14 protein-coding genes and 3 pseudogenes are annotated in these 14,558 nt (G+C 39.0%); 4 read left to right on the top strand and 13 right to left on the bottom strand.

Annotation, left to right across the window (positions count from 1 at the left end):
- Window positions 1–131 precede the first annotated feature (131 nt).
- The 3 genes from ACZ9EE_RS29780 (at window position 132) to ACZ9EE_RS29770 (ending at window position 2,728) form a co-directional block, all read left to right on the top strand.
- Window positions 132–338, top strand: coding sequence for a hypothetical protein (locus tag ACZ9EE_RS29780; RefSeq protein ID WP_476032189.1), 207 nt, complete (start codon window positions 132–134; stop codon window positions 336–338).
- 1 nt (window position 339) lies between these two features.
- Window positions 340–666 carry a spore coat protein gene (locus ACZ9EE_RS29775; RefSeq protein WP_476032188.1) on the top strand — a complete coding sequence of 109 codons (327 nt, stop codon included), beginning with the start codon at window positions 340–342 and terminating at the stop codon, window positions 664–666.
- A 109-nt stretch (window positions 667–775) separates the two neighbouring features.
- Window positions 776–2,728 carry a GTP-binding protein gene (locus ACZ9EE_RS29770; RefSeq protein WP_476032187.1) on the top strand — a complete coding sequence of 651 codons (1,953 nt, stop codon included), beginning with the start codon at window positions 776–778 and terminating at the stop codon, window positions 2,726–2,728.
- 48 nt (window positions 2,729–2,776) lie between these two features.
- On the opposite strand, the gene ACZ9EE_RS29765 is transcribed toward ACZ9EE_RS29770, so the two are convergent.
- From ACZ9EE_RS29765 to ACZ9EE_RS29725, 9 genes and pseudogenes are all read right to left on the bottom strand, one after another.
- Window positions 2,777–2,950 (bottom strand): asparagine synthase, encoded by a 174-nt coding sequence (locus ACZ9EE_RS29765; protein WP_476032186.1) that lies wholly within the window; start codon window positions 2,948–2,950, stop codon window positions 2,777–2,779.
- A gap of 119 nt (window positions 2,951–3,069) precedes the next feature.
- Window positions 3,070–4,050 (bottom strand): aldo/keto reductase, encoded by a 981-nt coding sequence (locus tag ACZ9EE_RS29760; RefSeq protein ID WP_476033149.1) that lies wholly within the window; start codon window positions 4,048–4,050, stop codon window positions 3,070–3,072.
- A 71-nt stretch (window positions 4,051–4,121) separates the two neighbouring features.
- Window positions 4,122–4,586: a hypothetical protein gene (locus tag ACZ9EE_RS29755; RefSeq protein ID WP_476032185.1), complete on the bottom strand. Its 465-nt coding sequence runs from the start codon at window positions 4,584–4,586 to the stop codon at window positions 4,122–4,124.
- Entirely contained in the window at window positions 4,573–5,262 is a 690-nt protein-coding gene (locus tag ACZ9EE_RS29750) for a hypothetical protein (RefSeq protein WP_476032184.1), read from the bottom strand. The genes ACZ9EE_RS29755 and ACZ9EE_RS29750 overlap by 14 nt, the downstream gene beginning before the upstream one ends.
- Before the next feature lie 246 nt (window positions 5,263–5,508).
- On the bottom strand, window positions 5,509–6,711 hold the full coding sequence (locus ACZ9EE_RS29745) for an MFS transporter (protein WP_476032183.1): 1,203 nt from the start codon (window positions 6,709–6,711) through the stop codon (window positions 5,509–5,511).
- Between the two features lie 197 nt (window positions 6,712–6,908).
- Window positions 6,909–7,487 (bottom strand): DUF3231 family protein, encoded by a 579-nt coding sequence (locus ACZ9EE_RS29740; RefSeq protein ID WP_476033147.1) that lies wholly within the window; start codon window positions 7,485–7,487, stop codon window positions 6,909–6,911.
- Between the two features lie 21 nt (window positions 7,488–7,508).
- Window positions 7,509–7,879, bottom strand: a pseudogene (locus tag ACZ9EE_RS29735) (DUF3231 family protein); the annotation flags it as partial.
- A gap of 434 nt (window positions 7,880–8,313) precedes the next feature.
- Window positions 8,314–8,802, bottom strand: coding sequence for a GNAT family N-acetyltransferase (locus ACZ9EE_RS29730; protein ID WP_476032182.1), 489 nt, complete (start codon window positions 8,800–8,802; stop codon window positions 8,314–8,316).
- A 154-nt stretch (window positions 8,803–8,956) separates the two neighbouring features.
- On the bottom strand, window positions 8,957–9,388 hold the full coding sequence (locus ACZ9EE_RS29725) for an RrF2 family transcriptional regulator (protein ID WP_476032181.1): 432 nt from the start codon (window positions 9,386–9,388) through the stop codon (window positions 8,957–8,959).
- A gap of 177 nt (window positions 9,389–9,565) precedes the next feature.
- On the opposite strand from ACZ9EE_RS29725, the gene ACZ9EE_RS29720 reads away from it, so the two are divergent.
- Window positions 9,566–10,450 carry a sulfite exporter TauE/SafE family protein gene (locus ACZ9EE_RS29720; RefSeq protein ID WP_476032180.1) on the top strand — a complete coding sequence of 295 codons (885 nt, stop codon included), beginning with the start codon at window positions 9,566–9,568 and terminating at the stop codon, window positions 10,448–10,450.
- 56 nt (window positions 10,451–10,506) lie between these two features.
- Here the strand turns inward: ACZ9EE_RS29720 and ACZ9EE_RS29715 are convergent, their stop codons facing one another.
- The 4 genes and pseudogenes from ACZ9EE_RS29715 to ACZ9EE_RS29700 form a co-directional block, all read right to left on the bottom strand.
- A complete protein-coding gene (locus ACZ9EE_RS29715; RefSeq protein WP_476033146.1) occupies window positions 10,507–11,106 on the bottom strand; it encodes a DUF3231 family protein in 600 nt (199 codons plus the stop codon).
- Window positions 11,107–11,112: 6 nt separating this feature from the next.
- Window positions 11,113–11,333: pseudogene (locus ACZ9EE_RS29710) on the bottom strand (DUF3231 family protein); the annotation flags it as partial.
- A 142-nt stretch (window positions 11,334–11,475) separates the two neighbouring features.
- Window positions 11,476–12,630, bottom strand: a complete 1,155-nt coding sequence (locus ACZ9EE_RS29705; protein ID WP_476032179.1) for a serine hydrolase domain-containing protein — start codon at window positions 12,628–12,630, stop codon at window positions 11,476–11,478.
- Window positions 12,631–13,044: 414 nt separating this feature from the next.
- Window positions 13,045–14,512: pseudogene (locus tag ACZ9EE_RS29700) on the bottom strand (IS1182 family transposase).
- Window positions 14,513–14,558: the final 46 nt, after the last annotated feature.

Raw genomic sequence — 14,558 nt, 5'->3', positions numbered from 1 at the left:
ATAACATCCCAATGTCCTTGTTTCAATAGCAATTTTTCCCAGAGTAAAAATATAATGAGGTACCACATTTTTCTAATCATTTAACATCAATAAAGCGCAAATGATAATTAAGTGTGAAAGGGGTGAAATCAATGCAGACAAAATATATGGGACTTCATGAAACACATGAAATTCATGAGTTATTAATGTTTAAAAACTTATGCTTAACCAAAGCTACAGCAATGGGTGCACTAGTTCAAGACCAGGAATTAGGGAACATCCTGAATGCCGATGTAACAGCAACAAAGCAGCAGGTTCAACGTTTACAAGAATTTATTACGAATAGAGGTGTACAATAATATGAATCAGAACTTACAAAATATGGCGGGCATGGGTGGAATGACTGACCAAGTGATTGCGACCGATTTTTTAATCTCAGCAAAATCAGGAATTAAAAATCTTGCCCTTGCCATTACTGAAACATCAACTAAGGAAGTAAGAGAGACCTTAACACAATACCTGAATCATGCAATTAGAACACATGAACAAATTTCTAATTACATGATTACAAAAGGCTATTACTATCCAGATGACATGTCTAGACAATTAGAGATGGACATCCAAGCTTCTCAAACGGCATTAAACTTACAGCAACAACAGCAGCAGCAACAGCAACAACAACAGTAAATAAAATCGGAAAAGACCAAGTCAATAAGATTTGGTCTTTTTAATAGAGTCTTTCACCTGTTTTGATATAATAGAGCTAAAAATCGCTTTGATTTTGTGAGGTAACCCCATGAAAAAAACAATTGGTTTGTTTGCTCATGTCGATGCGGGTAAAACAACATTGGCTGAGCAATTGCTTTACTATACAAATACCATCAAACATAAAGGCCGGGTCGACCATAAAGATACCTTTCTTGATAGCCATGAAATTGAAAAACAAAGAGGAATTACTGTTTTTGCTGATCAAGCGCTATTCAATTATAATGGCTCGACCTATTATTTAATTGATACTCCTGGACATGTCGACTTTTCTCCTGAAATGGAACGAGCTATTCAGGTGATGGATTTTGCCCTCATTATTGTAAGTGCCGTAGAAGGGATTGAAGGACACACAGAAACGGTTTGGAGACTTCTCCAAAAGAATAAGGTCCCAACGATCTTCTTTATTAATAAAATAGACCGGGTTGGTGCAGATGCATTAAATGTAATGGAAGAAATTCGAACCCAATTAACAACGGATGTTTGTGATATTACAAATACGTTGATTCAGAATGACATGAGTGAAGAGCTGATTGAATTTATCGCAGAACGTGATGAAGACTTATTGAATACATACATGGAAGATGGATATCAGGCTGATTTATGGTACAGTACTATGAAAACACTGTTTAGAAATCATCAAATATTCCCTTGTACCTACGGTTCTGCCCTTCAGGGAATCGGCATCGAAAATCTTTTGGAAAAAGTCAACCAATTGACTGAAACCAGATTTACCAATGAGAAAGCTTTTGCAGGAACCGTCTATAAAATTCGATATGATGAAAAAGGAATGAAGATTACATTTATTAAAGCTTTAAGCGGAACATTAAAAGTGCGCGAAGAAATGAGCTATGAATCAGAAAACAAAATTTTTAGTGAAAAAGTCACTCAAATAAGAATTTACAACGGAACTAATTTTCAAACTGTTGATCATGTTGAGGCAGGAGACTTATTTGCTGTAACCGGTCTCTCGTCCGCTTCGGCTGGCAATGGATTAGGTACTCTTAAGAAAAAAACAAATTTTGAAATGATTTCAGCTTTGAAATCCAAAGTAATTCATGACCCCAGCTTCAATGTGAAAGAAGTCTTACGGTTTTTTAATATCCTTAACGCGGAAGATCCAGCACTTAACGTCACTTGGGAGGAAAGGTCACAGGAAATTCATATCCATGTGATGGGAATCATCCAACTTGAAGTCCTCCAGCAAGTTGTGAAAGAGAGATTTAACCTTAACGTCCGTTTCGGTGAACCGGAAATTTTATATAAAGAAACGATTAATTCAGAGGTGGCGGGGTACGGCCATTTCGAACCATTAGGACACTATGCTGAAGTACATCTAAAACTGGAGCCTGCTCAAAGAAATAGCGGCATCTTCTTTGAAAGTATCTGCCATACTGATCACCTGACGGTTGGAACGCAAAATACTGTTCAATCACACCTATTTGAAAGAGAGCATCATGGGATATTAACTGGTTCCCCTCTCACAGATATTAAAATTTCGCTTGTTACAGGTCGAGCCCACAACAAACATACTTCTGGCGGCGATTTTCGAGAGGCGGCCTATCGTGCATTGCGCCAAGGCTTAGAAAAAGCGGAAAACGTCTTACTGGAACCATTTTACGAGTTTAAGATAAAAGTAGATTTAGATCATATGGGAAAAGTACTGACAGATCTTCAACAAGCTCACGGTAGTTTTGATACCCCTATTACAGAAGGCAATAAGGTTTTTCTAACTGGAAAAGTACCTGTAGCCACCTTTATGAACTACGGCCCTAAGTTTGCTTCTCTTACCCAAGGTAAAGGAATGCTGAATCTCGTGGTTGCTGGCTACTATCCATGTCATAATCAAGAAGAAGTAATAGAAAGATTACAATACAATAAGGATGCCGATCCGGAATATACCTCGTCATCTATTTTCTGTTCCAAAGGACATGGTTATTCCGTTCCATGGGATCAAGCGGAAGCTTATATGCATTGTTTGTAATAATATAAATAAAGAAGGCGAGCAGATTTTTCTGCTGCGCCTTCTTTTTTAACGACGATGTTCAACAAGGTCGATTACACCCAAGACAACGTGTGCTAAACCAAATCCGAAAAGAGTGTTCGCAATCATTTTATTGGTTCCTCGTTTCTGCTTAAGAGCATAACCTGTTGCGGTTACAGCGGTCCCTAGAGCAGTAGGAATTAAGCCTTCACGTACGTTCATGTAATCTCCCTCCACATCCTCTAATTGGTGTAGATAACACCAACCTTATTGTTTGCTTCAGGAATAGGATTATTCTTTATGCGACGCTGGGTAAGGAATTCAAACGTACTATTTCTGAATTATTTAAAACCCAAGACAGGATGAGGAACATATGGTTCTTCTAAAAAAGAGAGCTCTTCGGGTGTTAATTTTACGGAAAGTGCCCCGACAGCACCCTCCAAATGAACCATTTTCGTCGCACCAATAATCGGTGCAGTGACAGGCTCTTTCTGTAATACCCAAGCGAGCGCTATTTGGGCCCGAGGGATTCCACGTTTGGAAGCTAATTCCGCCACTCGGTTGACGACAAGACTGTCTGCTTCAGCAGTTGCGGCATAAAGCGTTTTACCAAATTCATCTGTGTCTGAACGTGAGGTTGATTCTTCCCAGTCACGTGTTAACTTTCCTCTCGCAAGCGGACTCCAAGGAATGACACCAATTTTCTCATCCTTACAAAGTGGCAGCATTTCTCGCTCCTCTTCACGATACAAAAGATTTAAATGATTTTGCATCGAGACAAATCTTGTCCAGCCATTTTTTTCGGCAATATGTAATGCCTTTAAAAATTGCCATGCATACATCGACGAAGCACCAATGTATCTGGCCTTTCCAGCCTTTACGATATCATGCAGTGCTTCCATCGTTTCTTCAATAGGAGTATCATAATCCCAACGGTGAATTTGATAAAGATCCACATAATCAGTGCCAAGCCTTTGAAGACTATGATCAATTTCACTCATAATCGCTTTACGGGAGAGCCCGCCCCCATTAGGTCCCTTATGCATCCGGCCATGAACCTTCGTTGCGATAACAATTTCATCCCTGTTCGCAAATTCCTTTAAAGCCCGGCCCACAATTTCCTCGCTTGTCCCATCGGAGTATACATTTGCTGTATCGAAGAAATTAATGCCATAATCGAGTGCCTTTCTAATAATCGGCCGGCTCTTCTCTTCATCAAGCACCCATTGGTGATTTCCTCGCTCCGGAATCCCAAAACTCATACAACCTAAACAAAGACGGGAAACATCCATTCCTGTATTCCCTAGTTTCACATAATCCATCATTATGTACCTGCCTTTCTTTTTGTAATGCGTTAAATAACAATTTAACCACTTCTTTTTTTGCGTACTATTTAATATATTCTTGCAGTACCTAAAGTATAATGCTTACTTAGGATTTCTTCTATCATATCAACCTTTTCTTCTTCACATCTCACAAGTAACATGACATCAACAATGTGTTTTCTTATTGTTTTTTTGCGTGTTACTTTTTTTACTTTATAGTCAATTACAATCCCAAGAAGACTACCACTTATTAACCCGATTAACCCCCAGATAATCGGACCCCAATAGAGAACAAAACCATAAATAGACCCTAGTAGCATCAGCACCATCCCCAGACACGCGACCAAAAACATATTGAGACCATCTGAGTTATAGGGGTCTAAATACTTTTTTTCGACAGGTGTTTTATTTATAGGAATAGCCAGAAGTGCATCCTTAGGAATCTTAAGTTCTTCCAATGCGGTTATCGCCAATTCTAATTTTAGTGAGTGTTCGAATAAAGAGATGATATACATGTATTTACCCCAATTCATTCAAGAAGCCTCGATTTGTTTTTCTGTATTTATTTTCAAGGAACCTCGCTTGCTCCATTTTAAACAACTCATTTATCTCAATCGTTCGATAATAGGCATCACATACGGAAAAACAATATAATGAAGGTAAAAATAATGTCCATTGGAGATTCATCACGTAAATCGCATGATGAAAATCACCTTTAATCGTATAGTAAACCCCTTCGAGTAGTCTGGATTGATAAAGAGTTATGATATACCAAAGCATTAAATACACACCATGTACGACATTCCTTACAACCAAATGCCCTAGACCTGGCGTAATTATAGACCAAAACACAGGAATCCAGACATTTATTTTTTGAAGATAATTGATTTCAAATAGATCTAGGCTAAATGCCTTGATAGGTGATTTTTCACGTACAGCCAGCATGGAAAATAGACTAACATCTGTCGCTAACCTATACGAATCCCAGGCATTAAAAATATAAACGCCTATATAAACAAAGAACCATCTTTGGTCCAAACTATCTTTAGCTAATTGAAACTTTCCTGCAAGGGTATAAAATATAGCTTCGTTAAGGTGTGCTTGGTCATTAATCACGATTTCCCAAATAAATAGTAAAAACCCCTTGGCTATTTTGCCAATCATAACATGCCCAGCACCCGGCATCGCCAAACTCCACCACATAGGCATAAAGGGATTGAGAACACGAACATAATTACTCCCAAACGAAGTTAATTTGATTTTTGGACGTCTTTGACTAAAGTTAGAAGAACGAAACAAGGGATCACCATTTTCATGGGGGATTTGTGTCTATGATAAGGATAGTATCTTCTCTAAACTAACGAATATTCCCATTAAAAGGTATATGTTGAAAAAACTGCATAAAAAAAGAGTCAAAATTCGATGACCCTTTTCCTGCTTTCGCCTAATTTAATTTTAAGAAACAGCTTTTCTCTTTAACGTACTATTTAACTCACGCGCGTTAAAATAAACGGTCGCCATTGCAATCAAAAGTAATACACCTGTGACGATAAAGACACTATAGACGGGAAATATTCCACCAAGAAAACCGCCAATCATAGGACCGACCATTCCGCCTAATTGGTTTGCCGTTTGATTTAAACTAAACGCTCTTCCGCGGAAATCTTCAGCAGTTGACTTGACAACAAGCCCATTTAAGGCAGGATACACGGCACAGAAGAAGATTCCGTATACAAAACGAATGATTGAAAAGCCCCAAATATGTGTAAAAACAATTTGAGCTAATGTACCAATGCCGCCACCAAGGAGTCCGATAAATAAAACTCGTTGGAACCCCACTTTATCAGCCCATTTTCCCCAATAAGGGGCAAATAAGGCACTGGCAATACCAGGAAGAGAAAATACAACCCCTGCAAGGAAGGAGGCATTTTCAGAAGAGCCGCCCAATTTGACAATGTATAATGGAAGTACAGGTTCGATGGTCATGACAGAACAGCTGGTGACCAGTGTTAGGATGAGCACTAATAAAAACGGCCGGTTATCTATTGCCACTTTAAAGTCCTTTTTAACAGAACCCTTCCCTTTACTAGGAGTGAAATTCTCCTCGACAACCCAAAAGATAATTAACAGTGTCGACAAACAAACAATGATACCGGCGCTGGCGAAAGCCCAGCGATTCCCAACTAAGTCAGCAATCCCTCCGCCCAGCAGCGGTCCAATGATACTACCCGATGCTGAAGCCGTTGAAATCATCGATAACGCATACCCCACTTTGTTTCCAGGTGTATTGGTACCAATCAACGCAATTGCCCCTGGAATGAACCCACTTAATAATCCCTGAAGGATCCGCAGGGCCAAAATCTGATAAGGATTAGTGACGAATGCCATTAATGTGTAGATGACAAAAAGAGCAAAACCAGCACGGACAATCATCGGCTTTCTACCATATTTGTCAGCCATCCTGCCCCAGAATGGCGAGGAAAGAGCACCGGCAAAAAAAGCAGAACTGAACAATAACCCTGACCACATTTCCGTGTGTTGATGGACTCCTAGTTGCAAAAGAAAAATCGGCAAGAAAGGAATAACCATGGAGAAACTCGCTGCTGTAAAAAAGACTCCAATCCATAGTACCCATAAATTACGTTTCCACAATAGCATGCTATCCATCTCCAGTGAAGCCTAAATTTAATTTCGTTTTATATGTGCCATCTTACCACAAAGTTAAATTATTTTCACTCTCGAAATATTCGAAACAGGAAATAAAAGAAATTCGACAATCCTCGAACCTCCTGGGCTAAAAAACAATAAAATAAGAGGCATCGCTTAACTGGATACCCCTTTTACTTCTTATCTGGTTAGCTTTCCGATAATTTTTTTCTATCTATTGCTTTTGGAGGCTGCTCTAACCATTGATTTTTGACCATTAAGTCTGTCCAATCCTCGGCAAACTTAAGGTCCTCTAGAAAAAACTGCTCATACTTTAAAACCAAATCGGACCTCATTGTCGCTCCTAACCCCGCACCATAGTAGGCAATCGCCGTACCAAATAAGAATCCTGTTAGGTACATGATTAACTTATCTGAAAAAGGAGGAACAGTAGAATCTGTCACATCAGAATCCCATAAAGGCGGCGCCGGGAGCTGATCTTTTGTTAAAAGTTGGCTAAATGCTTCATTGTGTTTTTGCTTAATTCCCATGGCTTTCTCTAAGATCTTCTGTGCTTCTTTGGAGGTTACCACCTGGTAAAAACCTGTTATCAGCGCTTTTATGATGATACTTTTTTTCAAATTAAAGAATACATTACTAATTTCAGGTCCGTTTAGAATCCGCCTATCACTAAAGAAACCATTAAAGAAATTTTCTGTTTTAATAAAATCGATTCCTACTGGTATAGGCAGATAAGGCGGTCTGTGGTATAGACCTTTTTCTAGCAATACATCAATCGTTTCATTATATAATTTAATGGTGTCATGGATTTTATCTTCATAAAACTTCCTCATCACCCCACAGGTAGAAACAGTTAAAGCAACAGAGTAGGCGGAGAGACCACGTATCGTCATTTCATGGAGATATTTTAGACAAAGATGATCAGAAAACAGCTTCGGTGTATAAATATTGACGTCATGTTCGGTAAACCCTTGAGGAATCGGGTAATGTATTCTATTAAAAAACTTTCTATCTCCCGAAGGTTTTTTTCTGAATTGGCTATCGCGTCTTGAAATATCGATATGACCGCTTCATTTTCTTCTTCTAAATGATGGTGCATATAGGTATTAACTCGAAGGTTTAATGAATCCGTTTGATATTGCGTCCATAAGCTTGTAATTTCAGGGGACGGTCAATTTGATATTATGGTTGATTTCCATTATGTCCTCCTTATAAACAGTCTCCTATGATTAAGGGAACAGCCATTTGTTATATTCCGATAATAGTTCATTACGCTATATTATTTACTTTGCCCTTAATCTGTATTCCATATATTGTAAAGTAGTCTTTTTAATATAAGGCGCCTCTGAAAAAGTAGAGAGTGGGAGATATTATATTGGGGGATTACGGAATATTGTTCGGGGTGAGGGAAAGCCCAGATAAATGGATTTGGAAGATTCCCTTTTATTGTAGTCCCACCGGCCCAGCGAAAGCCGATTGATTCCGAATCGTTTCGATATGGGCGATGGGGCTGGATTATCTTTCATCTCATAGTCATTGTAACGATATTTTTTAGCTGGTGTGTATGTGGGGGTAACCATTTTTAACTAGCCCTTAATTCAATTTTTTAATCATATTGTACCAAGTAACTCCACCATGTTCGGAGTTTGAAACCCCCTGATTCACGTATCCATGTTTCTCATAAAAGCCAACTAAATTCTTTTTACAGGTTAGAGTGATGGTTTCACGATGTTTGTCTTTAGCGTCTTTTTCTAAATGCGCAAGTAACATGCCTGCAATCCCGAGATTTTGATATTCAGGCGACACTGCTAAGCCTAATACAGTTTGATGTCCACCGCTAGTCGAATTGGTTTTAATTTCACTGAATAAATCATCTGTAATGCTTGCATTGTCGATTACAGGTCCATTGATGAGACCAACGATGACATCATCCTCTTCCGCAACAAAAAAACTATCCGGTATATTTTCGATCCTCTTTTTAAAGGCTTCTTCTGTGGCTGCCTCTGTTTTTAAGAAGCAGCGATGTTCTAAAATGACTAAATCAGTTAAATCCTCTTTTTTAACATTTCGTATTTGCACCATGCGGTTTTCCTCCAAGATTGAACATGAATACTAGATTCAATCCATTTTACCGCTAGTGTTTCCTCCATGGCAAGTGTTCCTTCCGTGTGTTTTTTACCGTCAATTCGAACTTTATAGGTGATTATAAAATTGGAAAGGGATATCTTTCAAGCTGCTAAACTAGTTTATCCAGAGCATAACCGTTCCCGTCTAATAAATCCTTTAACGTCGTTTGATCTAATAGCTTCGCCACTGTATCCCGAACAAGAGCCCATAAAGGTTTTAATTGACAGCCCGCTTCAAGGGGACAGCTCTCATAGGAGGTAATACTTACACAACCCATTGGAGCCAAGGGGCCTTCTAAATTACGAATGACTTCACCGATGATAATATCACCGGGAGCTTTACTCAGCTTATATCCGCCATTCACCCCTCGTTTACTTTGGACGTAGCCATTCCTTTTCAATTGCAGCAGAAGTTGTTCTAAATAATTCATCGGAACTAAGGTTTGTTCTGAAATGTCCCCAATGGAAGTAAGGTCATGTTCATTTTTCCCTAAACAAATCAGTGCCCGTAAGGCATATTCTCCCCTGCTGGAAATTTTCATCTTACCTCTCTCCTTCTATATCTAGGCAATTACCCATTTTCACTGTTAAAGAGAACCCAGAATTTTGTCCGTTCATATCGTAAGGTAGAAACTTGATTGGATTAGTCGACATTTAGCGTCTGATTTTATCCCTTTTAACTAGTCTATTCAGGAAATATATAAAAAGGAGAGCTTTTTATGAGGAGGTTAGTCGTACTTGCCCTAATTGGGTTAGCTGCGCAATTAGTGGATGGATCTCTCGGGATGGCATACGGAGTTACTTCCACATCTTTGTTACTTATGTTTGGAATCGCGCCAGCGGTTGCTTCGGCCTCGGTCCACATGGCAGAGGTTGTAACAACTGCCGCATCAGGTGTATCTCACATCCGGTTTGGAAACGTAGATAAAAGCGTTGTTTATAAATTAATCATCCCTGGCTCAATCGGAGCCTTTATCGGTGCTTGTTTTCTAGGCAGTATCCCAGGGGATATTGTAAAACCCTATGTATCCATTTTTCTATTCATATTAGGTGTTTATGTGATCTATCGGTTTTTGTTTAAATTTAATCCAACCAGTAAATTGTCGGGGAAAAAGTTAGGGAAAAAACAATTGATCCCCTTAGGTTTTATCGCTGGATTTTTCGATGCCACAGGCGGCGGCGGCTGGGGACCAATAGCCACACCTGTCTTGTTAACCAGCAGCGAAATGGAGCCAAGAAAAGTGATTGGTTCGGTCGATACAAGCGAATTTGCCATTGCGATTTCCTCGACATTAGGGTTCCTGTTAACGTTGGGGTGGACTCAAATAAATATTCAATGGGTGATTGCCTTAATGATCGGTGGAATCATCGCAGCTCCTATTGCTGCATTTTTAGTTAAGATCATTCCAACGAACCTGTTAGGAACGCTGGTAGGCGGAATTATTATCATCACTAATATTAGAACACTTTTAGGGGCCTTACAAGCCTCTCACACAGTAAGCCTAATCACCTACCTATTCCTTGCCGTCCTATGGCTCGCAGCGGTTATAAATGTAAGTGTAAAGATCAAAAGAAATAGCTATCAGAAACAATTAGCAGAATAAATAGGAAAAACCCATCAGGAGTCCAAATACTCTTGATGGGTTTTATTACTCATTTTTTAACCACCCATGCCTTCCTTTTTTCCTTGGGTGAGAGCCCGGCGGTCAGACGCTTTCGGCGGTTCTTCTAACCAGCCGAGATCAATCATCAAATTCATCCCGTCTTCTGCAAATCTGATTAATTCACTCGTGAGACCTACATATTTTTCAGCAAGGTCCCTTCTATTCGTTACACTTAAAGCCGATCCATAAAAGGCAACGGCAACTTGTGTAGAGAGGAGAATTTGATACATTACCCATTTATCAGAAAAAGGAGAAACGGTTGAACTTCTTACATATGATTGCCATGAGATAGGTGAATTCAGTTTTTCTTCCCGAAATACTTGTTCAAAGGTGGCAATATGCTTATTGGAAATTTCCGCACCTCTTTTTACAAATTGGCGCACCTTTTTGGATTGCACCACCTGACTAAAACCAACCTTTAAGGCTACATGCATATGCATTTTATTCATATTAAAGGTGATATCGCCAATTTCCATGCCAGTCAATAGACGCCGTTGTCCGAACCAGCCTGTTAGAAAGCTTTGATGTTTGACAAAATCAACCGCTTCCGGTGCAGTAAGGATAGGAGGGCGCGAGTAGATTCCTTTGGTCAGCATCGTATCGATTGTTTTTTCAAAAAGATCCATGGTTTCAGTATTACATTCGATATAGTATTTTCGCAGGTCCGCTCTGATGGAAGTACCAACAGAAAGGGCATATGCTGTTAACCCCTGCAAGGACATAATATACATATAATAAAGGTAGAAAGGGTCTTGAAACAGACGTGGGGCTCCAGATGTTGCAATGCGTACTTAATAAAACAAATAGACATAGAATCAAACATATATTGAGTCCAAAGACTTGATATTTCGGATGCAGTAAGTTGAATACGGGTTGGCTCCATAACATTCTTCCTTAAGCATTTATATGTATATGTTTACCAATTTCTTACAACGCTATTCCGAAATAATGTCTATAAGCCTGTTTTATAATGCTCCATAAATGACATTACGCAGTCTCGGCTGAGTATAGGTTTCAAAATTGGGCAATAGCTGATGCATATAAACAGCAGAAAGCTGCTCTTTTGGATCAATCATTACCCAGGTTCCCGCCATTCCCATCCAGCCGAATTCCCCAATGGAACTATTGCTTCCAGCAAGTGCCGGGTTCACCATCACTCTTACCCCTAGACCATAGCCATAACCCTTCAGGTGCTCCCAGTTGAAAGTAGCGACTTGCTCTGGCTGAAGGTGATTCATACTCATTAATTCGACCGTCTTAGCGCCGAGAATGCGTTCACCGTTAAGTGTACCACCACTGGCCAGCATGTGAGCAAAGCGGCTATAATCATTCAAAGTCGACAACAGACCTCCGCCCCCGCTTTCAAATAGCGTGCCTGGTTGAAATTCTGCATCCAGTTTACTATTTTTCTGCAAAACGCCTGGTTCCTTCCAATCATATAAACTGGATAAACGTTCCTTTTTGTCGTCTGGGATCTTGAAAAAAGTATCTTCCATTGAAAGAGGTTGAAAAATTTCTTCCCGTAAAAATTGCCCAAATGTTTTGCCTGACACCACTTCTATAAATGCCCCCAGCACATCATGACTTAAGCCGTATCGCCATTGTGTTCCGGGATCAAAAGCTAACGGGATATTGGCTAAAGCTTTGGATAACGCTCTAACAGAAAAAGTACCTTCTTTTTGTAACAAATTCATCGCCTTTTTGACTTGTCGTTCTGTTTCATTCGCTTCTCCTCCATACGTTAACCCGGAAGTCATGGTGAACAGATCTTTGACACGAATTGATTTGGCGGCAGGTGTTACATGAATCTCTCCATTCTCTCCCTCACGGTACACTTGCGGTTTTCTAAACTCCGGGAGGTATTCCTCGAGCGGATCCTCCAAAAGAAATAATCCACGTTCATATAACTTTAACGCGGCAACACAAGTAACTACTTTGGTCATCGAATAAATCCGGTAAATAGTATCAGGATTAATCGGTTTCTTTGTTTCAAGATCAGCATAACCCACATAATCCTCAAAGACCTGTTCATTTTGATGATAGACAGAACATGCACATCCCGCGGGTCCTTTTTCTAAAAAACTTCTTAATAAAGGTTGTAAATGATGGATGGTTTTCATTCGATCTCTCCTCTGCAAGCGTTTACTATTATAGTAACTTATTTGTTAGTATATTTATAGATTTATTGATCAAATTTTCTTAAGTACAAACGACTCAACAACACCAGCTGAACACAGCAGGAATGCAGAAATGCTGAGAGAAAATTTAAACAAATTAAGAAAAGTGTCCCAAAAGTATAACTTTTTAGGGACACCCTTTTTTATACATTCAATTAGTCTGTTGATTTCCGCTCCAGGCGCTTCGCTTTCCGCGGGCGGAACGGGAAGCCTCCTCGTCGCTTCGCTGAGGGCACTGAAAAACTTACGTTTTTTTAACTTTTCAATTTGAGATAAGATAAAATTACGAGCTAATATAAAAAAAGGTGACATTTCGTCTTAAATTAGATGAAATGTCACCTTTTTCCTTGTCTTCTTTTACACTTTTTCATTTAGGAGCTTTAGAATCCGCTTAAGATTCACTGCGAACATCGCTGTTGCCCCTTGAATTTCCATGCCAAATAGACCCGAGGAATTTGCTATTTTAAACCCGTGTCTGTGTTTAAGTTCGCTATTTTTGGCCTCAATTTTATAGCGAGTTTTTGCTAGTTGTTTGAATCTTTCTGTTTCTTGAAATTCTTCTTGATCTTTATGTTCAGTTGATTTAACTGTTATTGAGTATGTCTTACTTTTTGCTTCTTCTTTATAGCACCCATCACGGAATGCACAACCTTTACATTTCTCAATATCAAAAAAGAACTTGATTCTTGGGTTTTTGTCTTGCCCCTTTCTTTCTTCATATTTTTTCTTAATTGCCATATGCCCTGCCTTACAAACGAACATTCCAGCATCTTTTAAATTCAAATTGATCTTCTTTTGCCCGTGTTCCATGTGTTATATGTGGATGCAATTTAGAAATAAGTTCAAGTTGATTTTTTTTTGTATAGCTAATATTGTCTTTTTCAGAATAGGCTGTATCACCAATTACTGTATTAATTTCCATTCCTGTTGCTTGGCTTTTTTCAATTAACTCCTGCAGATATTTTCCATCACTTTTTTCTCCCGTTGTCACAACTGCAGCTGTTATTATTCTTTCATCGCTCATTGCAATATGTGTTTTATATCCGAAGAATGAAGAGTCTGCTGTTTTATGTCCTACCCGTGCGTCTGTATCAGTTGAACAATTCATTTGACTCATATGGTCTGTGTAATCTTCTACTACTTCATGTAGGACATTTAATTTTTCATTAACGTTAGGAATTGCAGCTATTAGTGGTTCCGATTCGACAACAGAAATAACTTGACGACAATAATTCAATTCATCTCCAACTTCGTCAGAAGTTGATTTTGGTGGAAATTTCTCCTTCATTGATTCGTCGATTTGATAAACTGCTTTTCTTAGGCTTTTTGACTTCTCTTGCAAAAATTCCTTTGGCGACTTTTGGTTATAACGTGACTGCGTATGTGTGGAGTCCACAATTATTGTTTTACTTTTTATAATTTCCTTTTCAAGTGCTATCTCAACGGTTTTCCCAATAAGCAAATCTAATAAGCCCACATCTTTAAGACGGTGCCTACGAAATTTTGTTAACGAACTTGGATCTATTACCGGGTCTTCTGGTGCTATGTCGAGGAAATATTTAAACGACATATCATATCTGGAACGCTGTACGATATCTACATCTGATAAATCATAAATCGACTTCAGTAATAGATATTTGAACATTCGGATTGGTGGCACCGCATTCCGCCCGTTATCTAGGCAATATTTCGTTTTTAACTCTTCGAGAATGAACGAAAAATCCACTAATTCTTTAATTCGTCGAAGCATATTTTCTTGTGGCACAACAAGATCGTAAATTGCTGTATATGGACTAAGAGTAAAAGATTCTTGATCGGAAATCATCTGGATACCACCCGCAAAATTTTATAATTTTATTATAAAACAAAAA

This window comes from Bacillus sp. URHA0034 (assembly GCF_056280405.1).
This window is presented reverse-complemented; position numbering and strand designations above follow the sequence as displayed.

What these genes read in the sequence shown, in the direction of transcription:
- ACZ9EE_RS29780 (WP_476032189.1), top strand. Translation starts at nt 132, where the DNA reads ATGCAGACAAAATATATGGGACTTCATGAAACACATGAAATTCATGAG.
- ACZ9EE_RS29775 (WP_476032188.1), top strand. Translation starts at nt 340, where the DNA reads ATGAATCAGAACTTACAAAATATGGCGGGCATGGGTGGAATGACTGAC.
- ACZ9EE_RS29770 (WP_476032187.1), top strand. Translation starts at nt 776, where the DNA reads ATGAAAAAAACAATTGGTTTGTTTGCTCATGTCGATGCGGGTAAAACA.
- ACZ9EE_RS29765 (WP_476032186.1), bottom strand. Translation starts at nt 2,950, where the DNA reads ATGAACGTACGTGAAGGCTTAATTCCTACTGCTCTAGGGACCGCTGTA.
- ACZ9EE_RS29760 (WP_476033149.1), bottom strand. Translation starts at nt 4,050, where the DNA reads ATGGATTATGTGAAACTAGGGAATACAGGAATGGATGTTTCCCGTCTT.
- ACZ9EE_RS29755 (WP_476032185.1), bottom strand. Translation starts at nt 4,586, where the DNA reads ATGAATTGGGGTAAATACATGTATATCATCTCTTTATTCGAACACTCA.
- ACZ9EE_RS29750 (WP_476032184.1), bottom strand. Translation starts at nt 5,262, where the DNA reads ATGCCTATGTGGTGGAGTTTGGCGATGCCGGGTGCTGGGCATGTTATG.
- ACZ9EE_RS29745 (WP_476032183.1), bottom strand. Translation starts at nt 6,711, where the DNA reads ATGCTATTGTGGAAACGTAATTTATGGGTACTATGGATTGGAGTCTTT.
- ACZ9EE_RS29730 (WP_476032182.1), bottom strand. Translation starts at nt 8,802, where the DNA reads ATGGTGCAAATACGAAATGTTAAAAAAGAGGATTTAACTGATTTAGTC.
- ACZ9EE_RS29725 (WP_476032181.1), bottom strand. Translation starts at nt 9,388, where the DNA reads ATGAAAATTTCCAGCAGGGGAGAATATGCCTTACGGGCACTGATTTGT.
- ACZ9EE_RS29720 (WP_476032180.1), top strand. Translation starts at nt 9,566, where the DNA reads ATGAGGAGGTTAGTCGTACTTGCCCTAATTGGGTTAGCTGCGCAATTA.
- ACZ9EE_RS29715 (WP_476033146.1), bottom strand. Translation starts at nt 11,106, where the DNA reads ATGCTGACCAAAGGAATCTACTCGCGCCCTCCTATCCTTACTGCACCG.
- ACZ9EE_RS29705 (WP_476032179.1), bottom strand. Translation starts at nt 12,630, where the DNA reads ATGAAAACCATCCATCATTTACAACCTTTATTAAGAAGTTTTTTAGAA.